The organism is Azospirillum brasilense, assembly GCF_022023855.1.
GTDB classification, from domain to species: Bacteria; Pseudomonadota; Alphaproteobacteria; order Azospirillales; family Azospirillaceae; genus Azospirillum; species Azospirillum brasilense_F.
On record NZ_CP059453.1, the window covers coordinates 20,204 to 44,126 of the forward strand.

Annotated in this window: 20 protein-coding genes; 10 read left to right on the top strand and 10 right to left on the bottom strand. The window is 69.0% G+C overall.

The window, feature by feature from the left end:
• Positions 1-24: 24 nt before the first annotated feature.
• Genes H1Q64_RS29875 through H1Q64_RS29885 form a run of 3 tightly spaced genes read left to right on the top strand, consistent with a single transcriptional unit; the run spans position 25 to position 1,712 of the window.
• Positions 25-468 (top strand): PaaI family thioesterase, encoded by a 444-nt coding sequence (locus H1Q64_RS29875; RefSeq protein ID WP_237907975.1) that lies wholly within the window; start codon positions 25-27, stop codon positions 466-468.
• A gap of 38 nt (positions 469-506) precedes the next feature.
• Complete coding sequence (locus tag H1Q64_RS29880; RefSeq protein ID WP_237907976.1) at positions 507-980, top strand: hypothetical protein; 474 nt, start codon at positions 507-509, stop codon at positions 978-980.
• Positions 981-1,013: 33 nt separating this feature from the next.
• The gene (locus tag H1Q64_RS29885) at positions 1,014-1,712 is read left to right on the top strand and encodes an NnrU family protein (protein ID WP_237907977.1); all 699 of its coding nucleotides are present in this window, start codon (positions 1,014-1,016) and stop codon (positions 1,710-1,712) included.
• Positions 1,713-1,742: 30 nt separating this feature from the next.
• Here H1Q64_RS29885 and H1Q64_RS29890 read toward each other — a convergent pair whose 3' ends face one another.
• Complete coding sequence (locus tag H1Q64_RS29890; RefSeq protein WP_237907978.1) at positions 1,743-3,860, bottom strand: hypothetical protein; 2,118 nt, start codon at positions 3,858-3,860, stop codon at positions 1,743-1,745.
• 257 nt (positions 3,861-4,117) lie between these two features.
• Here H1Q64_RS29890 and H1Q64_RS29895 point away from each other — a divergent pair, with 257 nt between their 5' ends.
• Positions 4,118-4,531, top strand: a complete 414-nt coding sequence (locus H1Q64_RS29895; RefSeq protein WP_269145441.1) for a Rid family hydrolase — start codon at positions 4,118-4,120, stop codon at positions 4,529-4,531.
• Between the two features lie 18 nt (positions 4,532-4,549).
• Here the strand turns inward: H1Q64_RS29895 and H1Q64_RS29900 are convergent, their stop codons facing one another.
• A complete protein-coding gene (locus H1Q64_RS29900) occupies positions 4,550-4,735 on the bottom strand; it encodes a hypothetical protein (protein ID WP_145705490.1) in 186 nt (61 codons plus the stop codon).
• Between the two features lie 230 nt (positions 4,736-4,965).
• Between H1Q64_RS29900 and H1Q64_RS29905 the strand changes: the two genes are divergently transcribed.
• From H1Q64_RS29905 to H1Q64_RS29915, 3 genes are all read left to right on the top strand, one after another.
• On the top strand, positions 4,966-5,679 hold the full coding sequence (locus H1Q64_RS29905) for a response regulator (RefSeq protein ID WP_237907980.1): 714 nt from the start codon (positions 4,966-4,968) through the stop codon (positions 5,677-5,679).
• A gap of 83 nt (positions 5,680-5,762) precedes the next feature.
• Positions 5,763-6,365 carry a 2-hydroxychromene-2-carboxylate isomerase gene (locus H1Q64_RS29910; RefSeq protein WP_237907981.1) on the top strand — a complete coding sequence of 201 codons (603 nt, stop codon included), beginning with the start codon at positions 5,763-5,765 and terminating at the stop codon, positions 6,363-6,365.
• A gap of 99 nt (positions 6,366-6,464) precedes the next feature.
• Positions 6,465-7,451: a potassium channel family protein gene (locus H1Q64_RS29915; RefSeq protein ID WP_237907982.1), complete on the top strand. Its 987-nt coding sequence runs from the start codon at positions 6,465-6,467 to the stop codon at positions 7,449-7,451.
• A 6-nt stretch (positions 7,452-7,457) separates the two neighbouring features.
• Here H1Q64_RS29915 and ccoG (H1Q64_RS29920) read toward each other — a convergent pair whose 3' ends face one another.
• The 4 genes from ccoG (H1Q64_RS29920) to H1Q64_RS29935 all read right to left on the bottom strand — a co-directional run bounded on the left by ccoG (H1Q64_RS29920) (position 7,458) and on the right by H1Q64_RS29935 (position 15,021).
• Positions 7,458-8,957: a cytochrome c oxidase accessory protein CcoG gene (ccoG, locus tag H1Q64_RS29920; protein ID WP_237907983.1), complete on the bottom strand. Its 1,500-nt coding sequence runs from the start codon at positions 8,955-8,957 to the stop codon at positions 7,458-7,460.
• Between the two features lie 189 nt (positions 8,958-9,146).
• Entirely contained in the window at positions 9,147-10,607 is a 1,461-nt protein-coding gene (locus tag H1Q64_RS29925; RefSeq protein WP_237907984.1) for a PLP-dependent aminotransferase family protein, read from the bottom strand.
• A 411-nt stretch (positions 10,608-11,018) separates the two neighbouring features.
• Complete coding sequence (gene ppc / locus H1Q64_RS29930) at positions 11,019-13,838, bottom strand: phosphoenolpyruvate carboxylase (RefSeq protein ID WP_237907985.1); 2,820 nt, start codon at positions 13,836-13,838, stop codon at positions 11,019-11,021.
• A gap of 310 nt (positions 13,839-14,148) precedes the next feature.
• Complete coding sequence (locus H1Q64_RS29935; protein WP_237907986.1) at positions 14,149-15,021, bottom strand: SMP-30/gluconolactonase/LRE family protein; 873 nt, start codon at positions 15,019-15,021, stop codon at positions 14,149-14,151.
• 240 nt (positions 15,022-15,261) lie between these two features.
• Between H1Q64_RS29935 and fbaA the strand changes: the two genes are divergently transcribed.
• Positions 15,262-16,341, top strand: coding sequence for a class II fructose-bisphosphate aldolase (gene fbaA, locus H1Q64_RS29940; RefSeq protein WP_035682507.1), 1,080 nt, complete (start codon positions 15,262-15,264; stop codon positions 16,339-16,341).
• Between the two features lie 44 nt (positions 16,342-16,385).
• On the opposite strand, the gene H1Q64_RS29945 is transcribed toward fbaA, so the two are convergent.
• From H1Q64_RS29945 to H1Q64_RS29960, 4 genes are all read right to left on the bottom strand, one after another.
• Positions 16,386-17,228 carry a GH12 family glycosyl hydrolase domain-containing protein gene (locus tag H1Q64_RS29945; protein ID WP_237907987.1) on the bottom strand — a complete coding sequence of 281 codons (843 nt, stop codon included), beginning with the start codon at positions 17,226-17,228 and terminating at the stop codon, positions 16,386-16,388.
• Positions 17,229-17,305: 77 nt separating this feature from the next.
• Complete coding sequence (locus tag H1Q64_RS29950) at positions 17,306-18,160, bottom strand: glycosyltransferase (protein ID WP_237907988.1); 855 nt, start codon at positions 18,158-18,160, stop codon at positions 17,306-17,308.
• Positions 18,161-18,441: 281 nt separating this feature from the next.
• A complete protein-coding gene (gene ccoG / locus H1Q64_RS29955) occupies positions 18,442-19,920 on the bottom strand; it encodes a cytochrome c oxidase accessory protein CcoG (protein WP_237907989.1) in 1,479 nt (492 codons plus the stop codon).
• A 169-nt stretch (positions 19,921-20,089) separates the two neighbouring features.
• Positions 20,090-20,797 (bottom strand): Crp/Fnr family transcriptional regulator, encoded by a 708-nt coding sequence (locus H1Q64_RS29960; protein WP_237907990.1) that lies wholly within the window; start codon positions 20,795-20,797, stop codon positions 20,090-20,092.
• Between the two features lie 371 nt (positions 20,798-21,168).
• On the opposite strand from H1Q64_RS29960, the gene H1Q64_RS29965 reads away from it, so the two are divergent.
• Complete coding sequence (locus H1Q64_RS29965; RefSeq protein ID WP_237907991.1) at positions 21,169-23,448, top strand: ATP-binding protein; 2,280 nt, start codon at positions 21,169-21,171, stop codon at positions 23,446-23,448.
• Complete coding sequence (locus H1Q64_RS29970) at positions 23,441-23,923, top strand: response regulator (protein WP_237907992.1); 483 nt, start codon at positions 23,441-23,443, stop codon at positions 23,921-23,923. The genes H1Q64_RS29965 and H1Q64_RS29970 overlap by 8 nt, the downstream gene beginning before the upstream one ends.

Below are 23,923 nucleotides of genomic sequence, written 5' to 3' on the forward strand. Positions count from 1 at the left end.
AAAACGATCAGAAAGACCCGAGACGTGGCCAAGACCTTCGAACCGCGCGATCCCGACTGGGAGGCGCGCTGCCGCGCCGGCTTCGAACGCCAGCCGATCTGCAAGACGCTGGGAATCGAGCTGGCGCGGCTGGAGCCTGGCTTTTGCGAGATGCGCCTGCCGTTCCGCGCCGACCTGACGCAGCAGCACGGCTTCTTCCACGCGGGCATGGTCAGCACGCTGGCCGACAACGCCGGGGGTTACGCCGGCTACACGCTGATGCCGGCGGGCAGCGAGGTCCTGGCGGTGGAGTTCAAGGTCAACCTGATGTCGCCGGCCAAGGGCGAGGTGATGATCGCCCGCGCCCGCGTGCTGAAACCGGGCCGCACCCTGACCGTCACCAGCGTCGAGATTTCGATGCTCGACCGCGGGGTGGAGAAGGACTGCGCCATCATGCAGCAGACCCTGTTCTGCCAGGCCCCCGCCTGACCCGTCCCAACTTTTTCCATCCGATCCAGGAGGTTCGCATGCCGCTGTCGCGTCTTTTCGGTGCCGCGTTGATCGCGGGCGCCGCCACCGTCGCCCTGGCCCAGCCGGCCTTCGCCCAGAAGAAAGAGCCGCCGGCCTGCGGCGCCGTGTCCTTCCGCGCCATCGCCCCCGGCGCGCCGGACGGCGAAACCGACGCCGGCCTCTACAAGTCCCGATTCGGCAAGATCGAGGTGAAGGCCGAGGTGAAGGGCGGGCAGGCCACCAACTATTACATGGTGCTGAACGGCAAGCGCATCGACGCCTCGGCCAACCCGCCCAAGGCCGCCGATTCCTGCCTGAAATCCAAGAGCGTCAAGCTGCCCTACCAGAAGCAGGCGGCGGGGGCCTGCACCGGCAACCGCTTCCGCGTGGTCATCGACCGCTCCGGCAAGCAGCCGGTGGCCCTGTTCTTCGGTCTGCACGGCGACGATTGGGCCTATTGCAGTGGCACCACGCTGGACAAGGGCGCCTGACGAGGGCTGTAGGACGCGACCGGGAGACCGCTCATGACCGGGACCATCGCCCATCTGTCCGCCGCGGGGCTGTTCCTGCTGCTGACGCATTTCGGGATTTCCAGCACGCCGCTGCGCGCGGCGCTGGTCGGACGGCTGGGCGAGAAGCCCTATCTCGGCCTCTATTCGCTGGTCTCGGCGCTGGCCTTCTGGTGGCTGGTGGCGGCCTACAACGCGGCGCCCCATGTGCCGGTGTGGCCGCCCGCCGGCGGGCTGGCCTGGGTGCCGGTCCTGCTGGTGCCGGTGGCGCTTTTCCTGCTCGTCGCCGGCCTCTCCACCCCGAACCCGACCTCGGTCGGGCAGGAGAAGCTGCTGACCGGCGAACGGGAGCCGGTCCGCGGCATCCTGCGGGTGACGCGGAACCCGTTCCTCTGGGGCGTCGGGCTGTGGGCGGTCGCCCATATGGTGCCGAACGGCGATCTCGCTTCCCTGATTCTGTTCGGTACGCTCGCCCTGTTGGCGCTGGGCGGCAGCGTTTTGATCGACATGAAGCTGGCGCGGCGGCTGGGGGCGGCGTGGGAGCACTACGCCGCCCGCACCTCCAACCTGCCCTTCGCGGCGATCCTGGCCGGGCGCCAAAGCCTCGTCTGGCGGGAGATCGGCTGGTGGCGCCCGGCGGTGGCTTTGCTGCTTTACGGCGGGCTGCTGCACCTGCACCGGATGCTGTTCGGCGTGTCGCCGCTGCCCTGGTGACGCTCCGCCTTCATGCTCAGCCCGCCACGCTCAGAACGTCATGCCGCGCACCTGATCGCGCAGCGTGTTGCGGGCGGTGTCGGCCTCCTTGCGGGCGGTGGCCAGTTCGCGGGATAGACCGTCCAGGCGGGTTTCCTGCTCGCCCATCTTGGCGATGGTCCGCTTGAACAGGTCGCTGTCGCGCGGCAGCGTGGCGAGGTTCTGGCGCAGCCGCTCCTGCTCCTTGCCGATCTCCCCCTGTTCGCGTTCCAGGTCGGCGACGCGGCGCTCCTTGTCGGCGACGGCGCCGCGCAGGGTCGCGACCTTGCCCAGGGCCTCGCGCGCCGCGGGCGGCAGTTCCGTGGAGGAGGCGTAGGCCCGCACCTGCTCCGGCGACATTTCCGAGATGCCGAACCGTTCGATCCGCGGCCGCTCCAACGCGACGGCCAGGGTCACCGTCTGGCCAGCGGGCACCGCCACCGGCAGGCGGTAGGCGTCGGCCGTCAGGTCGGGAGCCGCCCCACCGGTGGGCTGCACCATCTCCCAGCCGGACCGCCGCGGATGCTCGACGATGACCGTCCGGTCCTCGCCCGCCGCGCCGGCGATCCGGTAGGTGGTGGTCTGGCGGTCGGTCACGGTCAGCTGCAGCACCCCATCGGCCAGGGTGGCACGGGACAGGGTGCGGCTCGGCTGCTCGGAGCGGTCCACCGTCACCGCCTGATCCACCGCGAAGCTGAGGATTCGACTCTCGCCCGCCGGAAGGGTGGCCAGCCGCGCGTCGCCCACATAGGCGGCGGCCCCGCCAATCCGCTCATAGAGCGTCAGCACGCCCGGCGGCAGGCCGGTCTCGCCCGAGTCGCCGTTGCTGAGGCGCAGCGCGGCCAGCGGGTGGCGCGGCTGGGTGTTGGGCTGGTAGAGCGATAGCCGCTCCGCCGGGATGGCGCGGGCGGTGATCGGCATCATCATCGTGCCGCCGTTCGCCAGGGTGACCGGCTGCGGGTAGCGGAACAGCACCTGCGCCGTCGCCTCCGTGCTTTCGGCGGGGGTGGTCTCCGCCGCGCGCTGGGGCATCGCCCCGGCAAAGGGCGCGCTCATGGCGGGCGCGGGGGACGGCGGGGGTGGGGCGGCCATGGCGGTCGGGGCGCCGGACTCGGCGGCGGCGCGGGAGCGGACGCCTGGTTCGATGGCCTTCGCCATCACGTCGGCGGCCACGGCGCCCTCGTCGGGGGGCGGCAGGACGCGGCCCAGAACCTCCACAGGTACCTCCGGACGGTTGACGAAATAGGCGGAGTAGAGCGCCTGCCGGAAGGTGACCGGGTTGCCCGACGCCACCGACAGTTCGACCCCCTTCCAATCGTCGCCGCTGAGATTCTCCAGCACGGCCCAGCCCTGCAGGTCGCCCGTGCCGCCCTCGGCCCCCTTCGCCGATCCGGGCGCCGATTCGGGCAGGGTCAGGCGGTAGGTCGCCTTCCACAGCGGAGCGGCCACCACATAGGCGACGCGCACGGTGCGCTCGGCGCCCGCGTCCGCCTGTGGGGCGGTGGTGCGGATGGTCAGGCGCCGCCGCTCCTTGCCCGCCGCACCGGCGACGGCGGCCAGCGCGGAGTCGAGCTGCGCCTGCACCCGCGGGTCGGCGAAGCGCAGGGAATCGGTTTCCTCCAGGACGAGCTGGCGCAGCCCTTCCGCGGTCATCAGGCTGACGCGGTTGCGGGTGACGGTGCCGCCGCCGTTGGGAAGCTGGGTGTATTCCTCCGTCACCGAAAGCAGCCGGCCCGACACCGCTCGGGAGCCGCTGGTCTGCACCTCCGCCCCCTTCATGGCGTTCAGCAGGGCGCTGGGGGAGGCGAGATCCTCCGGCGTGAAGGGCAGCTCGCGGAAGGCGGTCTCCAGCGGCTCCTGCCCGGGCAGGTCCACCGTGCCGATGCCGCCGCGGTCGTCGTAGACCACGATGCTCTTCAGGACGTCGTCCACCTGGTCGCGGCGCACCTCCAGGGTCAGCGCCGCGTCGCCGGACACGCGCGCCTCATGCTCGAAATAGCCGACGCCGCCGGTGGACAGCAGCACCCGCTTCAGCGCCAGCGCTCCCGGCGGCTGGTCCGCCGCCAGGGCGGGCGCGGCCAGCAGCGGCACGGCAAGGGTGAAGAGGGCGGCTTTCGTGATCCCGGACATGCGGGTTTCTCCCGTTATGGACGATTGGGCGTTCTTGGCCTGACAGATTGCGCCTGACAGGCTGGGCCCGGCTTCCTTGCCCGGCTTACGCTTTGATTTGGGAAAGAATTGGGCAGGCGGAAAGACGCGAACCGCGCCGACATGCCGCGGAACCGCCGCCGGTCAGGGTTTGTGCGGCTTCGACCCTCTGTGACATAAAGGCGCCAGGTCGGTTCCGCCGACTATAAGGAACACAAACAATAAGGGATGGAAACGCCATGGATCTTGGCGGGAGCGGGGCCGGACATGGGGCCGGCTGCTGGCGCGGGGACGCCCCGCGGGCCCTCGTGGCAGGCCGTGTGACGGGGGCCGCGGATGCTCCGGAACGGCGGTGGGTGTTCGTGTCCGGCACCTCCGGCTTCGATGCGGAGCGCCGGACGATGGCCGGCGATGTGGAGGAGCAGGCGCGCCAGACCCTGCGCAACATCCGCCGGACCCTGCGGCGGTCGGAGGCGGATTTGTCGGACGTGGTGCGGATGCGGGTCTATCTGGCCGACGCCGCCGACTTCCCTCGGGTTCAGCCGATCCTGGCGGAGGAATTCCGCGATCGTCCGCCCGTCGGCACGACCATGGTCTGCCCGCTGGCCGACCCGCGCATGAAGATCGAGATCGAGGTCACCGCGCGCTGTTGAGCGTTCCGCGTCTCCGGCTCATGGCTCGCCGACCAGCGTGCGCGCCGATTCGATGTGGCGGCGGGCCTCGGTCAGCAGCGCGCGGTGCTGGGCCAACGCCTCGCGGATGGGCAGGCGGTTGTTGTAGACGCGCACCTCGTTCAGCAGGCGGTCGGCGCGGTCGAGATGAGCCATCCGTTCCAGGCATTGGTCGAGCACGAGCATGGTCATTCCCCTTCGGTGCGGGCTTTTGCCTTTCGCCTCGCGGCTGAGAGGAATAAACCAACCTGTGATGACCGCGTGATTTCAGGAAACCGGCTTTTTCGTTTCGATCGCACGGCAGGATGTTTCAGCCGATTCACCCATCGGTCGTGCAACGGGAGCCTGTTACGGGCTTGTAACCGATTGCGTGCACCCATGGCGGTGAGCTATGAAGAGGACGGGAGGTAACGGCCATGCACATTCTCGCGGTCGATGATGATGAGCCGGTGCGCGAACTTCTGGAGTCCTATCTGGCTTCGGAAGGCTACCGCGTGACCACCGCACCGGACACGGCCGCGGCGAAGAAGGCGTTGGAGGGCGATCCCGTCGATCTGGTGGTCTGCGACCTACGGCTTCCCGACGGCGACGGGCTGGGGCTGGTCCGCCAGATCCGCACCGAATCGCACATTCCCGTCATCATCCTGTCGTCGAAGGACCAGGATGTGGACCGCATCGTCGGGCTGGAACTGGGCGCCGACGATTATCTGACCAAGCCGTTCAACCCGCGCGAATTATTGGCCCGCATCAAGGCCGTGCTGCGCCGCGTCTCCGGCGAGGGCCGTCCTCCGCGCAGCCCCGACGACCTGCGCGCCGTGGTGCAGTTCGCCAATTGGGAACTGGACCTGACCGCCCAGCGCCTGCGCAGCCAGGAAGGGCGCGAGGTGGAACTGACCAAGGCGGAGTTCGGCCTGCTCGCCGCTTTCGTGAAGCGCCCGCAGCGCGTGCTGACCCGCGACCAGCTGCTGGACCTGACCCGCGCCGACGGGGCGGAGGTGTTCGACCGCTCCATCGACGTGCTGATCCTGCGCCTGCGCCGCAAGATCGAGGCGAACCCGAAGGAACCGCGGATCATCAAGACCGAGCGCGGCGCCGGCTATGTCTTCGACGCCAAGGTGAAGACGGTCTGAATCCCGTCTGGCCGCCGGCGGCTGGACGGAACCTTCGGCGCGCGTTAGCCTTTCCGGAAAAGCAGAACCGGGAGGATGCGCGGATGGCCGACCCCATCGATTTCTACTTCGACTTCGCCTCGCCCTACGGCTATTTCGCCAGCCGCCGCATCGAGGAACTGGCTGCGGCGCATGGCCGCACCGTCACGTGGCACCCGATCCTGCTCGGCGCCATCTTCAAGGTGACGGGGATGAAGCCGAACCTCCAGCAGCCGTTGCGCGGCGAGTATCTGGTCCATGACGTGGGCCGGATCGCCCGGCTGACCAACGCGCCCTTCACCTACCCCGACTCGGCCCCCGCCAACAGCGTCGCCGCGTCGCGCGCCTTCTACTGGCTGACCGACGAGCATCCCGAACAGGCGAAGCTGCTGGCTCGCACCCTCTACCACGCCCATTGGGGGGAGGGGCGCGACATCGGCCCCGCCGAAACGGTGGTGGAGATCGCCGGCACGCTCGGCCACGACCGGGCGGCGGTGGCCGCGGCCCTCCAGGACCAGACCGTCAAGGACCGCCTGCGCGCCGAGAACGACGCGGCGGTGGACCGCGGCGTCTTCGGCTCCCCCTTCGTGATCGTCGATGACGAACCCTTCTGGGGCTGGGACCGGCTGGACATGGTGGAGCGCTGGCTGAGCACGGGCGGCTGGTAGGTTTACCGTAAAGCCCGTTGGGGGAGGGCGGTTGAAAGTCCTGCCATCGCGACCGGCCATGGCGCTATAAGGTGGGCACCACCGACAACCGGTTCGCGCATGGACCAGATCCTCCCCGACCGCCGCTCCAGCAAGGCCGCCGGCCCCGCCCATACGTCCCGGCCGCGCGCCCGCCGGTCCTGGCTGACCGGCGCGGTGCTGACCGCGCTGATGCAGGGGATGATCGCCCTGTCCATCCGCTCGGTGTCGGGCGATCTCGCTTTCGCCCTGCTGGGGTCGGTCGGCCTCGTCGTCGGGGCCTTCCACTATCTGTTTCCGGGAAGCCAGTTCTTCAGCCTTGCCCTGGCGAACTTCATCGGCGTCTACGCCTGTGTGTTCGTCTTCTTCCTGGAAAGCAACTTCCACAGCATCCCGTCGCACATCCAGGCCGCCGCCTTCGCGATCCCGCTGATCGCCTTCCTGGGGGGGGCGTGGTGGCGGGCCAACACGATCCGCAGCATCGTGATGTCGCGGCGGTTGCGCGACGGCGGGCATTTCGACCGCATTTTCCTGTGGATGGCCCCGGTCTGGGGAATTGGCGCGCTGACTTTCCTGCTGCCGGGACGGGAGGTGTCGCCGGAGATGCTGACGGCGATCTTCCTGCTGTCGATGTCGGCCATCGGAGTCGTCGTCGCCCTCGTCGCCCGCGACATCGCCGTCTTCCTGCTCGACGCCGGGCTGCTGTTCGAGGGTTTCTTCCAGCAGGCGGCCCGGCTGGTGCTGCCGGCCTTCGCCTTCCTGACCTTCTATTCGCTGTGCATCATCATGTTCGGCGCCTTCTACACCATCCTCGACCGCTTCATGGTGGAGCCGAACTTCATCGTCGACGGCGTGCGCCGCGACCTGACCTTTCCGGAGGGGCTGTACTTCTCGCTGGTCACCTTCGCCACGGTCGGCTACGGCGACATCCACCCGGTGACGGGCGCGGTGCGGCTGATCTGCGGGGTCGAGATCGTGATGGGCGTCCTGCTTCTGCTGTTCGGCTTCAGCGCCATCATCGGCCACACCGCCCCGCGGGACCGCCGCGACCGCGATGGTCCCCTTTGAACCGCATCAGGGGGCGAGGAACACCGTCTCGGCCTGATGGACCACCCCGTCCGAGAGGCGGGTCAGGGTGAGGGTCAGCGGCATGGAGCCGGCCACTGCGGCGCCCGCCGGGGCGCGGACATGGACGCGGTGGGTTTGCACCGTGTCGGGTTCGGCGCCCAGCACCGGCGCCGCGCCATCGGCACCCCCGCCACCGGCCGCCGTCACCGTTGCGCCGCGGGGGCCGGAGACCGTCAGGCGGTAGCCCTGCGGGGCGCGGGTCATGTTGGAGATCTTGACCGTGTAGCTGTTCTGGATCGCGCCGTCGGAGAGGGTGACGTAAAGTGGCGCCCGGTCACGCAGGACGGAGACGTCCACCGTCGGCTCCAGCAGCACGCCGAGCGTCATCATCCCGCCGACCACCAGCATCACCAGCGAATAGATGATGGTGCGCGGGCGGACCAGCCGGTAGGGCTCCGGCTTGCGGGCCACCGCCTTGGCCTCCTGGGCGGACTGGGTGTCGTAGCGGATCAGCCCGCCGGGGCGTCCGATGCGGCCCATCACGTCGTCGCAGGCGTCGATGCACAGGCCGCAGCTGATGCAGTCCATCTGAAGGCCGTCGCGGATGTCGATGCCGGTCGGGCAGACCTGGACGCAGGCCTTGCAGTCAATGCAGTCGCCGAGCCCTTCGGCGGAGCGTTCCGTCCAGCTCTGCTCCTTGCGCAGCGGCGCGCGGCCGTCGCCGCGCCAGTCCTGATAGGTGACGGTGAGGCTTTCATCGTCCAGCAGCGCGGCCTGGATGCGCGGCCAAGGGCAGACATAGACGCACATCTGCTCGCGCATGAAGCCGGCCATGGCGTAGGTGCAGGCGGTCATGAACAGGATCCAGCCGGTCGCCACCGGCCCCGGCTGAAAGCGCAGCAGATCCGCGACGTAGCCCGGCGCGTCCACGAAGTAGAAGAGGGCCGAGGCCCCGGTCACCAGGGCGATCAGCAGCCAGGCCGCGTGCTTGGCGGTCTTCTTGGCCAGCCAGCCGGCGTTGCGCGGACCGTTGTCCAGCCGGATGCGGGCGCCGCGGTCGCCCTCGATCCACTCCTCCACCTTCACATAGAGGTCGGTCCACACCGTCTGCGGGCAGGTGTAGCCGCACCAGACGCGGCCGGCGAGCGCGGTCGCCAGGAACAGGCCGACCGCCGCCAGGATCATCGCACCCGTCAGGTAGTAGATGTGCTGCGGCCAGAGTTCGAGGGCGAACAGGTAGAAGCGCTGGCTGTCCAGATCGAACAGGATCGCCTGGTTGGGCAGGCCAGCCCCGCGGTCCCAGCGCAGCCAGGGCAGCAGCATGAACAGCGCCAGCAGGCCCACCATCAGCGCCGACTTGATGCGGCGGAACCGTCCGCGCGCCGCCTTCGGGTAGATCTTCTGATGCGAAGCGTAGAACGGAGCCGGGGTCGAGGAAGCCGGGCTGGACGGGGCCGGAGCGGAGGGCGGCGGGGGAAGGCTGGACGAGCGGGCGAGATTCTGCATGGCGTGCCTCTGCGCAAACATCCGCACCACCCGAGCGGTGGCCTGCGGCATGGCGCCGACTGTATGCCTTCAATCGCCGACTTCGCAAGCGTGATTGAATGCATTCAATGGAGGTTGTGTATGGAAAATCCTGATTCTTCGGGGGTCGATCCCAGCAATGCGACACTCTGAAGCAGGCTTTGATGGGCCTCAGATGATGACGCCCGCGGTGGCGGGGGGCAGGACCAGGGCGTCGGCCAGGATCTCCAGCGCGCGGCGGGTCTCGTCGCGGTCCAGCGGGGCGCCCAGGCAGAAGCGCAGGGCCGCGGGCACGTCCGGGGTGGTGGCGAAGGCCTCCGCGGCCACCGCGGAAATGCCCCGGCTGCGCAGGTGTGCGGTGAACTCCCCGCCGGTCCAGCCGTCCGGGAGAGTGAGCCAGAGATGGAAGGCCTCCCGCTTGGTGACGATCCGCTCCGCCGGCAGGAGCGATTCGGCGAGCGCCCGGCGGGCCATGGCCTCCGCCCGGATGGCGTCGCGCACGGCCTCCGCGGTGCCATCGGCGATCCACAGCCGGGCGATGGCGGCGGACAGCGGGGCGGCGATCAGCGTGGTCGCCCGCTGCGCCACCGCCACCCGGCGGGCCTGCCGGGCGTCGGGCGCCGCCACATAGGCGATCCGCAGCGCCGGGGACACGCATTTGGCAAGCCCGGCGACGTGGTAGGTCAGTTCCGGCGCGAAGGCAGCCAGCGGCGGCGGCGCCGTTTCCGGCAGCGGGCCGTAGATGTCGTCCTCGATGATCGGCACGTTGTGCTCGCGCACCGCCGCGGCGACCGCCCGCCGCCGCTCCTCCGGCATGGTCGCGGTGGTCGGGTTGTGGAAGGTCGGGATGCAATAGAGCGCCTTGGGCCGGTGCTCGGCGAGCGCGGCACGCAACGCGTCGGGGTCGATGCCGTCCGCGTCCATGGGGACGCCGACCACCCGCAGCCCGAGTTGGGCCGCGGCGGCGCGGAAGCCGGGATAGGTCAGCGCCTCCGCGCAGACCGTGTCGCCGGGGCGGGCCAAGGCGGACAGCAGCGCGAGCAGGGCGGCCTGCGTGCCGGGTGCCACCAGCACCCGCTCCGCCGTCAGGCCGGGCAGGCGATGGCGCAGCCAATGGACCGCCGCCTCGCGGTCGTCCGGGCTGTCTGCCCCGTCCGGGTAGCGCAGCAGGTCCGGCAATCCCAGAGCCGCGGTGGCCGCGGCGACCCCGCGGTTCATGCGGGCAGCCAGGGCGGTGGAATCCTCCGGCTGTGGCGGCTGGTTCATCGCCATGCTGACGGCCAGAGGCACCGTCGCAACGGCGGTATGTGGCTCCGCGGCGAAGGGCGGGGGAACATGGTCCGTCTTGCGCACGAAGGTGCCTTGTCCAACGCGCGCGTCGACCAGCCCGCGGTGGCGCGCCTCCCCGTAGGCGCGGCTGACGGTGGTGAAGTCGATGCCCAGCCGGTCCGCCAGAATCCGCTGCGGCGGCAACCGGTCACCGGGCCTCAGCCGCCCCGCCCCGATGTCCGCCGCGATGGCGTCCGCGATGGCGATGTAGACGGGCCGGCTGCGGTCCTCCAGGGACGGAGCCCAGTCAATGGCCTGGGTGGGGGCCTGTGAGGCGGATTGGGGGGCGGGAAACGGCGGCATGGCGGTCCTTACGGGGGCGGAGCGCTCCCTTCCAGACATAAGGCCTGGGATTGTATGGATTGTCAATGTGCGTGTCGGGAAAGTTCGGCCGGCTGGCCCATCACCGCAGCGGCTCGCTCCTTTCCTCCCACCGGGGACAACAGGCTCCACAGCCAAAGCGTGCGCAGAAAAAAGGCCACCGGGGTGGGCCCCGATGGCCTTCGAGTCTAGGGAGGAAACGTCCAGGACGTCGCACCGGCCGCCGCAACGGCGGCCCACAACGCTTGAACACAAAAGGAAGCATACTAATATATTAATATGAAAGCAAGCGGGAAATCGGGGGTGGCACTCCATTTTTGATGCCGCCCCACGGTTTCGCCGCTCCCGCTTCCGTCCCGCCGGAGCGACGGGACGGAAGCGGCGCCCGCAGAGTCAGCCGCTGTTGCGCAGGCCGGCGGCGACGCCGTTGATCGACATCAGGATGCCGCGCCGCACCCGCTCGTCGCTGCTGCCGGCGCGGTGACGCCGCAGAAGCTCGACCTGGACGTGGTTCAGCGGGTCCATGTAGGGGAAGCGGTTGCGGATCGACCGCGCCAGCAGCGGATTCTCGCCCAGCAGCTCGTCATGGCCGGCGATGGCCAGCAGATGGCGGCGGGTGCGCTGCCACTCCTCGCGGATGCGGCCGAAGATGCGCTCGCGCAGCTCGACATCCTCCACCAGCTCCGCGTAGCGCGAGGCGATGGCGAGGTCGCTCTTGGCCAGCACCATGTCCATGTTGGACAGCAGCGACTTGAAGAAGGGCCAGGCGCGGTTCATGCGCTGGAGCAGGGCGAGCCCGTCCGGCTCCTCCTTCAGCCAGGCCTCCACGGCGCTGCCGAAGCCGTACCAGCCCGGCAGCATCAGGCGGCACTGCGCCCAGGAGAAGACCCAGGGAATGGCGCGCAGGTCCTCGATGCGGTCCGACTTGGTGCGCGAGGCCGGGCGGCTGCCGATGTTCAGCGTGGCGATTTCCGAGATCGGCGTGGCCGTGCGGAAATACTGGGTGAAGCCCGGCGTCTCGTAGACCAGCCCGCGGTAGGCGCCGAAAGCCAGCTCCGACAGCCGCTCCATCGCCGCGTAGAAGGACTCCGCCGGCTCGACGCGGTTCTCCAGGTCGAGCAGGGTGGCCTCAAGCGTCGCCGCGGTCAGGACCTCCAGGTTGCGCTGCCCGACCTCGGGCCGTCCGTACTTCGAGGCGATGACCTCGCCCTGCTCGGTGATGCGGATCTGGCCGGACACCGCGCCGGTCGGCTGGGCCAGGATGGCCTGATAGCTGGGACCGCCGCCGCGGCCGACCGAGCCGCCGCGGCCGTGGAACAGCCGCATGCGCACGCCGTGCCGGTCGAACAGCTTCGCCAGCTCGATCTCCGCCTTGTACAGCTCCCAGCCGGAGGTTAGGAAACCGCCGTCCTTGTTGCTGTCGGAATAGCCGAGCATGACCTCCTGCTCGTCCCCGCGCGAGGTGACCAGGGCGCGGTAGGCGGGCAGGGTGAACAGCCGTTCCATCGTCGCCGGTGCCTGTCGCAAGTCCTCGATGGTCTCGAACAGCGGGACGATGTTGAGGCCGAGCGCCGGCTCGTCACCTGCCCCCGGGCGCAGCAGGCCGGATTCCTTGAGCAGCAGCGCCACCTCCAGCAGATCGGACGCGCCGTCCGTCTTGGAGATGATGCTGTTCGGCAGGGCGGCGGGTCCGTAGGTCTCGCGCAGCTGGCGGGCGGCGAAGAAGATCGCCAGCTCGCCCGCCGTCTCCTCCGAATAGGCGTGGTAGGGCGAGTGGAGCGGGCGCGGGCTCTGGATTTCCTCGGCCAGCAGGGCGATGCGCTCGTCCTCCGACAGGGCGGCGTAGTCGGCGCAGCGGCCGGCGACCGCCAGCAGCTCCGCCACCGTGCGCTGGTGCACGTCGGAGTTCTGGCGCAGGTCGATCGGGGCGAGATGGAAGCCGAAGGTCTTCACCGCGATGATCAGGCGGCGCAGCCGCCCGGCGGCCAGACGGCCTGCTCCGTGGGCCTTCAGCGAGGCGGCCAGCACCTCCAGATCGGCCAGCAGCTCGGCGCTGGTGGCGTAGGGATCGCCCTTGCCGACCGCGTTGCGCAGCGCCTCATGCTGGTCGAGCGTGCGCGAGGTCGCCGCCAGACGGGCGTAGATGCCGGTCAGGGCGCGGCGGAACGGCTCGTCGGCGCGGTGCGGCGAATGGTCGGGCGAGCGCTTGGCCAGTTCCTCCAGCTCCGGCGAGGTGCCGAGCAGCAGTTCGGACAGCGGCAGCTCGCCGCCCAGCTCGTGGATCTCGGTCAGATAGTGGTCGAGCGCGGCGGTCGATTGCAGGCGCATCGCCTCGCGCAGGATTGGTGCCGTGACGAAGGGGTTGCCGTCGCGGTCGCCGCCGATCCAGGAGCCGATGCGGAAATAGGGCGGCAGCGACCACTCCCGGTCGGGGAAGCGCTTGGCCAGCAGATCTTCGAAGCGGCAGAACAGCTTCGGCAGCTCGGAGAAGAAGGTGTCGGTGTAGTAGGAGATGCCGTTCTTCACCTCGTCGATCACGGCGAGGCGCTGCGGCCGCAGCATGCGGGTGCGCCACAGGGTCAGGATGGCCTCCTGGAGCGCGTCCATGTTGGCCTCCGCCTCCTCCGGCGTCAGGCGGGAGCGGTCGCGGGTGTCGAGCAGGGACGCCACCTTGTGCTCCAGCGCCAGGATGCTCTTGCGCTGGACCTCGGTCGGGTGGGCGGTCAGCACCGGGCTGACCTGGGCGATGTCCAGCACGTCGGCCAGCCGGTCCGGCCCGACGCCGGCGGCCTCCAGCCGCTCCAACGCGTAGGGCAGGGTGCCTTCACGCGCCGGCGAGCCGGCGATGGCATGGTCGCGGGTGCGGCGGATGTGGTGCTGGTCCTCGGCGATGTTGGCGAGGTGCAGGAAATAGGAGAAGGCGCGCACCACCGACATCATCGTGTCGCGCGGCAGGCCGTTCAGGATTTCGGCCATCTCGCGGCGGGCGGAGTCGTCGTCGTCGCGGTTGAAGCGGACCGAGGCCTGGCGCACGCTCTCGATGACGCCGTAGACGCCGTCGCCCTCCTGCTCGCGCACCGTGTCGCCGAGCAGACGGCCGAGCAGGCGGATGTCCTCGCGCAGCGGGAAATCCTTGTCGTCGATGCCGGTGTCGGTGCCGGTGTCGATGGTGTTGGCCGGAGCGTCGGGGCGGAGGGCGGCGTCGGTGGTCATCGTGGGTCGCTCCGGCTGTGCGAAGGTGGAACCGTCGAAAGGATCGGCGTGCAACTGTAAAGCAGTTTGCTGCACCTGCTAAAGCCCTTTTTCCCTTGTGGGAGAACGGCTTCGGCACGGTTGCGGACGCCGCCGCCCCGGTTGCGCCGGTTGCGCTGCGGTGTCCGCACAGATCTATCACTTGGCGGAAGGGCCCGCCACGGCAGCGCGCGATCCTTCCGCCATGCGGTGACGGCTGCTGTTCAGCGTCGCATTTATACTAGTATATTAAATCCACTGGCAAGGCTTGAGGCTGGGACCCGCGGCGTGTTCAGGGCGCGCCGAACCGACCCGCCGGCAGCCCGGCGACGCCGGGGGTGCAGGCGAACAGCCCACCGGCGAGCGGTTCCCCGGCCGGCACGTCCTGGGCGGCGGTGGTGATGAACAGCCGGTCCAGCCCCGGCCCGCCGAAGGCGCAGGAAGTGACGTTGGACACCGGCAGCCGCACCACCCGGTCCAGCGTCCCGTCCGGCCGGAAGCGGCTGACCCGCCCGCCACTCCAGTGGGCGACCCAGAGATGCCCCTCGGCGTCGCAGGTCATACCGTCGGGATAGCCGTCCTCCTCGCCGAAGCGGATGTGGATGCGCTTGTCGGAAAGGGCCCCGTCAGCGGTCAGGGCGAAGGCGTAGATGGTCCGGGACGGGCTGTCGGTGTGGTAGAGCGTCCGCCCGTCCGGAGCCAGGGCGGGGCCGTTGCTGACCGTGTAGCCCTCGTCCACCCGCGCCACGGAACCGTCCGGCCCGAGGCGGTAGAGCGCGCCGGAGGCCTCCTGTTCCGCGTCGTCCATGCTGCCCACCCACAGCCGGCCTGCCGCGTCGGCCATGGCGTCGTTCAGCCGGTTGCCGGGCGCGCCATCCTCCAACCGCAGCATCTCGGGTCCCACCGAGAGCCGGTTGCCGTCGAGCGTCAGGCCGACCAGCCGGCGCGAGCGCAGCCCGGCGACGAAGCCGGCGCCGTCCGCCCGCTCGACCAGCCAGCAGGCGGCCTCCTCCAGCGGCCAGGCGCGGCCCCGGCCGTCGGCGGGGGTATAGCGCAGCAGGCGCGAGCCGTGGATGTCCACGGCGAACAGGGCGTTGCGCGACGGCGACCAGACCGGCCCCTCGCCGAGTTGCGCGCCCGCCTCCCAGACACAGTGAGCGTCCATGGTCCCGGTCTCCCTTCCTGGCTGTCCTGCCGGATACCGCGGGGCTTTTCGTCACAGGCTCAAGGTGGCTTTCGCGGCAAGTCTTTTGCAGCGTTCCGGCGCGGGAAGTGGCAAAAAGAGCGCGTGGCGTTCGCCGGTCCCATGCCCATATGGGGCTTGACCGAACGATCGAACCGACGTTTGAACCAACCTTTGAGCCGACGTTTCAAGGCAGTATTTTTCCGAGGGAGGAATTCACCCATGTCTGCCCCGACCCGACTGAAGCCCGGCGTCGTGACCGGAGAGGACTACCGCGCGCTGATCGCCGCCTGCCAGGACGGCGGTTACGCTCTGCCGGCGGTCAACGTGGTCGGCACCAACGGCATCAACGCCGTCCTCGAGGCGGCGGCGAAGAACCGCTCCGACGTGATCGTGCAGCTGTCGAACGGCGGCGCCCGCTTCTACGCCGGCGAGGGCATGAAGGACGCGCTCCAGGCGCGTATCCTCGGTGCCGTGTCGGCGGCCCAGCATGTCCATCTGCTGGCCGAGCAGTACGGCGTCTGTGTCGTCCTGCACACCGACCACGCGAACAAGGGCCTGATCCCCTGGGTCGAGGGCATGATCGGCCACGGCGAGGAGCATTTCCGCCGTACCGGCCGTCCGCTGTTCAGCTCGCACATGCTCGACCTGTCGGAAGAGTCGCTGGACTTCAACCTGTCGGAATGCGCCCGCGTCCTCAAGCGCCTCGCCCCGCTGGGCATGAGCCTGGAGATTGAGCTGGGCGTGACCGGCGGCGAGGAGGACGGCATCGGGTCGGAGGACCTGGACGCCGCCAACAACGCCCACCTCTACACCCAGCCGGAAGACGTTCTGCGCGCCTATGAGGAGCTGTCGCCCATCGGCCACTTCTCGGTCGCGGCCTCCTTCGGCAACGTGCACGGCGTCTACGCCCCGGGCAACGTCAAGCTCCGCCCGGAGATCCTCGGCGCCTCGCAGTCGCTGGTGGCCGAGCGTCACGGCGGCGGCGCCAAGCCGCTGGCCCTGGTGTTCCACGGCGGTTCGGGGTCGGAGAAGGAGAAGATCGCCCAGGCGGTCGGCTTCGGCGTGTTCAAGATGAACATCGACACCGACACCCAGTTCGCCTTCGCCGAGTCCATCGGCGGCTTCGTGCTGGAGAACGAGGCGGCCTTCCGCCATCAGATCGACCCGCAGTCGGGCAAGCCGCTGAAGAAGCTGTACGACCCGCGCAAGTGGCTGCGTCTGGGCGAGCAGGGCATGGTCCGTCGTCTCGACGAGGCCTTCGCCGATCTGGGCGCCGCCGGCAAGTCGCTGGCTGGCTGATCCGTCGGAACGTGGGGGTGGGGGGCCGGCATGGCCGCTCGCCCCTACACCGACGGCACCACCCCGATCACCGGCTCCGGCGGCGTCGCAACCACCGCCGGAGCCGGGGTTGGGGTCAGGACCGGCGCCGGGGGCGCCGTGAAATCCATGGACAGTTGCTCGATTGTCATCGACCCGGCGCCCGCCGCCACCTCCGCGCCGAACTGGAAGCCCAGGATCCAGTCGGTCTCGTTGACGACCCCGCGGGTCTGAAGCTCGTCCAGCAACCCGTCCAGGTCCAGCGTCCCGGCCAGTCGGTCGTCGCCGTATTGCAGGACCGTGTATTCCCAGTCGATCGGATTGCCGTCCACCCCGCCGCTGAACAGCGGCTTGTTCCACAGCGTGGCGTCCCCCTGAGCGTCGGTCAGCGTGGCGACCGGCTCCCCGGCGGGGGTGAAGTAGCCGCTGTGCAGCCACACCATCACCTCGTCGGTCACCCCTTCGATCCCCTTTTTCGGGTCGTCGCCGATCCACAGGCTGACCGCGACGTTGTAGAGGTTCGTGGCACCGGTCAGGCCGACCTTGTAGGTCACGTCGAAGTTCGGCAGGTCGGCGGTCCGCGCCGGCAGGACCGCGCTGGTGGACGGCGCGCCGTTCCACGGGTTGACGCCGTGGGTCAGCTCCGGATAGGCGCGCACCGGGTAATTCTCGTAGGTCAGGGCGCGCCGGCTGTCGTAGGGCCAGTTCCAGCTGATCACCGTGCCGTTGGGAAAGGCCGCCTCGTCGAGGGCGATGGACTGGGTGAAGTCCTTGCCGTTGCGGTAGCCGCCCGGATTCCAGACGTTGCTGCTGGCCGCCCAGCCGCCCGCCTCCAGGCGGTCGGCGCTTCCCGTCAGCTTCGTGGTCATGGTTGGTCCCCGCTCCGTCCTGTTCTGTCCGGCGTCGGGGCTTCAACAAGGGCGGGCGGCGATGATCGCGGTGGCGCTCAGCCCCCCATGGACAGCCGGCGGTCGATGTCGCGGGCGAGCCGATTCATCGGACTCTCCGGCTCGATGGCGTCGAACCATTTGTTGTGCCAGTGGAAGCAGAAGGCGCCGGGGAAGAAGCTGTCGAGGTCGAACGCGACCGGCGACGCCGTCATGAAGTCGTTGAAGTGAAGCACGGGATTGTCGATCCACCCGGCGTCGAACCAGGGGCACGGCAGCACGAGGATGTCCATCGGCGTGTCGTAGACCAGGCCGGCCTGCTGGAAACCCCAGCCGCGGTTGCGGTCCCGGATGAACTCGATGTTGCCCTTCATCGCTTCGGATCGCGGCGTGGGGGAGATGTAGACGGCGCCGTTGGGATAGTTCTGCCGCTCCCATCGATAGGCCAGGATCTTGCCGGGAAACTGGTTCAGGAGTGGTGTGACGCTTCTCAGGAACAGGCAGTCGAGGTCGAACCAGACGCCGCCGTATTTGTAGAGAAGGATGTAGCGGACGATGTCGGAATAGAAGGACGCGTCGATCGACCGCCCGAAATCGTTTCCCTCAAGAAAGGTGCCGCGGCACTCGGCGCGCTCGGAAAAGGTGCGTATCTCGGCGTATTTTCCGATTTCACTCAAATATTCGTTGTCGACGCCGTTCTGGGTCCAGACGATGATCCTGTTCCCGTTGCCGCGCGCGTTGAACAGATGGCAGCTTTTCACCGAAATGAGGTGCTTCTCGTTCAGCGGGCCGTCCCAATAGGCGTGGAAGGTGAGCGGCTCGGGCAGGGGCGTTTCGTCCTTGATGAGCTTGGCGACCTCCAGCGCCAGAAGCTCATGGGAGAAATCCTCCGGCGAGAACTTCAGCACTTCCATCGATGAACCCTTCACGACGCCGTTCTTGGGGGATCTCCCGCCGAACGCCGTTATGCAACAGGTCCGGCGCGGCAGGCAACCTCACCTCCGATGGAAAGCGGGCGCCCGAGGATCGGACGCCCGCTTTCGAGACGGACGCCTTCACTTGCCCTTGCGGGTCAGCAGGAAGGCGAAGACGCCGATGGTCACGACGAACACGCTGACGGCGCCGACCAGGGCGATGTAGGTGGTGGAGTCGAAGTTCATGGCGAAACCTCCATCGGTTGAAGAGACAGGCAGGATCAGGGACCGAGGAAGACGGTCTCGTGCTGGACGGTCAGCCCGTCCGGCTGGCGGGTGACGACGAAGGCAATGGGAGTCGAGGGCTGGCGCAGCGCTTCCCTCGGCACGCGGACCAGCACGCGGTGGGTCGCCACGCTGTCGGGATCGGCCTGGACCGGGACGGAGCCGTCCGCCGCCTCGCCCTCGCCGCCGGCCACCGACAGGGCGGCGCCGGAAAGCCCGGTGACGGACAGGCGGTAGCTCTGGGCCGCCCGCGTCATGTTCAGGATCTTGACCGTATAGGCGTTCTGGATGTCGCCGTTGGACAGGGTGACGAACAGCGGCGCGCGGTCGCGCAGGATGTTCACGTCGACCTTCGGCTTCAGAACCAGCCCGGCGGCCATCATCCCGCCGACGACGGTCAGCAGCAGCGTGTAGATGATCGTCCGCGGGCGGACCGGCTTGAACGCCGGCTTGGCGCCGTTGGCCCGCGCGATCTGGGCGTTCAGGGAATCGAAGCGGACCAGATCGCCGGGCCGCCCGATCCTCGCCATCACGTCGTTGCAGGCGTCCACGCACAGGCCGCAACCGATGCAGGCGAGCTGCGGGCCGTTGCGGATGTCCACCCCGGTCGGGCAGACATGGACGCAGGCCCCGCAATCGATGCAGTCGCCCAGCCCCGCCGCCTTGCGCTCCTCCCAGCTTTGCGAGCGCTTCAGGTGGCCGCGGCCCTCGCCGCGCCAGTCCTCATAGGTGACCGTCAGGCTGTCCTCGTCCTGCATCGCCGCTTGGAAGCGCGGCCAGGGGCACATGTAGATGCACACCTGCTCGCGCGCGTGACCGGCCAGCAGATAGGTGGTCGCGGTAAACAGCCCGATGAACAGCAGCACGGACGAGGACGCCTCGAACCGCAGCATCTCCAGCGCCAGGATCGGGGCGTCGTTGAAGTAGAACACCCAGGCCCCGCCGGTCAGCAGAGCGATCAGCAGCCACGCGGCGTGCTTGGCCGCCTTCTTGCCCAGCTTGGCCGGCGACCAGGGGGCGTGGTCGAGGCGGATGCGGTCGCCGCGGTCGCCCTCGATCCGGCGCTCCACCCACAGGAACAGGTCGCACCATACCGTCTGCGGACAGGCGTAGCCGCACCAGACGCGGCCGGCGAGCGCGGTCGCCAGGAACAGGCCGATGGCCCCCAGGATCAGCGCGCCGGTCAGGTAATAGACCTGCTGCGGCCACAGCTCGATAAAGAAGAAGTACAGGCGGCGGCCCGGCATATCCACCAACACCGCCTGATCCGGCGCGTTGGGGCCGCGGTCCCAGCGAATCCAGGGGGTGACGTAGTAGAGGCCGAGCAGAAGGATCAGCGTCAGCCATTTCAGCCGGCGGAAGGTGCCGGCGACCGACTTCGGGTAGATCTTGTCGTGCTTGGCGTAGAGGTTGCTCTTGCGCGCGGATTCAGCGGTGCGGGAGGCGGTTTGCGGTTCGGTGGTGGAAACGCTCATCATGCTCGTCCGTGGTTCGGCCCGCGGACAAATGGGCAGGGGCGGGGCAGGGGGCGGGCCATCCCCGAGGCTAGGGAGACGGCGCGGCGCCGCCTTTGCGAATCCGCAAACGGACGGGGGTTGGGTGGCGATTTTTGTCGGAGGAGGGCTGGGGTGGGGGCAAGCTCCTCTACCCGTCCAGCACCACCGCCTCCAGCGCGGACAGGTCGCAGACGAAGACGTTCGGCGCCTGCTCGACCACCAAGCCCGCGCGCTTGAACTCGGCGATGGTGCGGCTGGCCGTCTCCATCCCGACGCCGAGCATGGCGCCCAGATCCTCGCGGCCCGACAGCAGGACCGGCTTGCTCGGAGCATCGGCGGCAAGCTTCAGGAACAGCCGGGCCAGCCGCCGCCGGGCGCTGCCGGTGGACAGCTCGGTCAGCCACTCGTCGGCCTGGTGCAGGGATTGGTACCAGCGCTCCATCAAGCGGGCGTGCAGGCGCGGCGTCTCCTTGCTCAGCCTCTCGACCACGGCCCGCGGCAGGCGGCAGGTCTCGGCCTCCTGAAGCACGACGGCGGTGTGCTCGTAGGGCTTGCCGACCAGCACCTCCAGCCCGGCCACGGCGCCCCGGCGGAGTAGCCGGACGATGCGCTGCGTCCCGTCGGGGAGGAACTGGACCAGCTTCACCAGCCCGCTGCGGATCGTGTAGAGGGAGCCGCCCTCGTCCCCCGTGCTGTAGAGCGTGGCGCCGGGCTGGAAGCGCAACTCGTCGATGGGAATGTGGATCAGGTCGAAATCCTGGTCGCGCAGGTCGCCGAACAGGACGAGGTCCCGGATGGCGCAGCTGCTGCAGCGCGCGGTGCCCAGCCGCGCGGCGTCGATTCCGTTCCGATGCACTCCTGCCCGCCTTCCGTCCGCCGGACCCGTTCCGGTTCCGCCCGAAGCTTCGGAGCGAATTTTACGCGATCCGGTCTAAAAGTTCCAACCGCATGGATCCGCCTCGCGCGATGTCCCGTATCCTGTCCTACCCCCTCTTCCCACGTTGCGGGCAGCGAAAGGCAATCTATATGACCAATCGCTTATGACCTTGTTCTGAAGTGGTATTGTCTCAGTCCCCCGCCGTTGATAACCAAAGAGATGCCCGCCACGTCAAACATTCGACATTATCTGGAATCATCGAATAGACCGGACGGCGAGCAGGGCATTAAGGAGCGACCTATTGGATTGTCTTTGTTTTCGGAATGAACGCTGCCGCGAGGATCAGCGCCATGACTGTTGGTGATTTGGACCTCGACGCCTGCAGCCGGGAACCGATTCATCGCCCCGGCAGCATCCAGCCTCACGGCATGCTGTTGGCCTTCTCCGGAAGCGACGTCGGCGACACCCTGATCCAAGCCAGCGCCAACGCCGCGCCGGCGCTGTCGCTGCCGCTGGTGCAGGCGTTGGGTCAGCCGTTGGAACGGGCGCTGCACCCGCAGATCGCCGCCGCAGTCCGCTCCTTCCTCGCCGCCGGTCCGGTTCCCTCCCGCCCGGTGCCGGTCGCCTTGACCGAACTGCCCGGTGCCGGCCGTCATCAGCTTCTCGCCCACGCCGTCGATGACGCGGCGGGCAACCGCGTGGTGATCCTGGAACTGGAGCGGCTGGACGGGCTGGAGACCGACCTCCTCGACCACGTCTACCCGCGCATGCGCGAGGCGCTGGAGCGGCTGGACGCGCTGAACGCGCCGACCGACCTTCTGAGCTGCGCCGCGCAGGAGGTCCGCGCGCTGACCGGCTTCGACCGCGTGCTGATCTACCGCTTCGACGCCGACTGGCACGGCACGGTGGTGGCGGAGGACGGGAACGGGCGGCTGCCCTCCTACATGGACCTGCGCTTTCCCGCCTCCGACATCCCCACCCAGGCGCGCGAGCTGTACCGGCTGAACCGCCAGCGGCTGATCCCCGACGCCGGCTACGCCCCGGTGCCGCTGGTCGCGCTGCCGCCGGTCCCCCAAGGGGCGCCGCCGCTGGACCTCAGCTTCTCCGTCCTGCGCAGCGTGTCGCCGGTGCATGTGCAATACATGCGGAACATGGAAACCGCCTCCTCCATGTCGGTGTCGATCCTGCTGCACGGAGCCCTCTGGGGGCTGGTCTCCTGCCACCACCACGAGCCGAAGGCGGTGTCCTACGCCGTGCGCTCGGCCTGCGACCTGATCGCGCAGGTCCTGTCGGTGCGCATCGCCGCGGTGGAGGACCGGCGCGACGCGGAGCACCGCATCGCCCTGCAGGCCATCCAGGCGCGGCTGCTGGCTGCCATGGCCCAGGCCGATCCCTTCATCGCGGGCCTGACCGAGCATCCCGACGACCTGCTGCGCTTCGCCAACGCCAGCGGGGCCGCCGTCGTCTTCGAACGGCGCTGCACGCTGGTCGGCGACACCCCGACGGAAGAGCAGGTGCGCGGCCTCGTGGATTGGCTGGCCGGCCAGGGCGAGCCGGAGCAGTTCGAGACCGACAGCCTGCCCGCCCTCTACCCGGCTGCGGCCGATTTCGGAGGCAAGGCGGCGGGGTTGCTGGCCATCGCCGTGTCGAAGCTGCACGCCAGCTACGTGCTGTGGTTCCGGTCCGAGGTGGTGCGCACCGTCCGCTGGGGCGGCGATCCGCGCAAGCCGCTCGACCACGATGGCCGGGGGCTGACCCCGCGCGCCTCCTTCGAAACCTGGAAGGAGACGGTGCGCCACCGCGCGCTGCCCTGGACCGCGGCGGAGCGCGACACCGCCGCGGCGTTGCGCCACGCCGTCATCGGCATCGTCCTGCGCAAGGCGGAGGAACTGGCCGCCCTGTCGCGGGAGTTGGCACGCTCCAACAAGGAGCTGGAGTCCTTCTCCTACTCCGTCTCCCATGACCTGCGCGCGCCATTCCGCCACATCGTCGGTTACGCCGAACTGTTGCAGGAGCTGGAGTCGGAGCAGTTGAGCGCCACCGGGAAGCGTTATCTGGACGTTATCGTGGACGCGGCCAACAGCGCCGGGACTCTGGTGGACAATCTGCTGCACTTCTCGCAGATGGGGCGCAGCGAGCTGGCCCCCGTCTCGGTGGACATGAACGCCCTGGTGGCGGAGGTGCGGGAGACGTTGGCCCCCGACACCGCCGGGCGGGCCATCGACTGGGACATCGCCCCGCTGCCCACGGTGCGCGGCGATCCCGTGATGATGCGGCTGGTTCTGCAAAATCTTCTGTCGAACGCCATCAAATACTCCCGTGGCCGGGAACCGGCGCGCATCGCCGTGGGTTGCGAGGACCGGCCCACCGAAACCCTCTTCTTCGTCAGGGACAACGGGGTCGGCTTCAATCAGGCTTACGAGAAGAAGCTGTTCGGGGTCTTCCAACGGCTGCACCGCAACGAGGAATTCGAAGGCATCGGCATCGGTCTGGCCAACGTGCGCCGCGCCGTGGACCGCCATGGCGGGCGGACCTGGGCCGACGGGCGGCTCGACAAGGGGGCCATCTTCTACTTCACGCTGCCGAAGGCCGGGACGGCGAAACCGGATCTGCGAGATCTTGATGAGTGACCTGAAACCCATCCTGCTGGTTGAGGACAATCCGCGGGACCTGGAGCTGACCTTGGCGGCGCTGGAGAAATGCCAGCTCGCCAACGACGTCATCGTCGCCCGCGACGGCGAGGAGGCGCTGCGGATGCTGACCCGCCGCGATCCTGAAACCGGGAAGCCGACCCAGCTTCCCGCCGTCGTCCTGCTCGACCTCAAGCTGCCGAAGATCGACGGGCTGGAGGTGCTGGAGCGGGTGAAGAGCGACCCCGAGACCCGGCACGTCCCCATCGTGATGCTCACCGCGTCGCGCGAGGAGAGCGACCTCGTGCGCAGCTACAAGCTGGGCGTGAACGCCTTCGTGGTGAAGCCGGTGGACTTCAAGGCCTTCTTCCAGGCGATCCGCGACCTGGGCGCCTTCTGGGCGATCCTGAATGAACCCCCGGTCGGCTGCGCCCGCCGTCCGGCGGGAACCCCACCTGCGGGAAAAGGCGCCTGA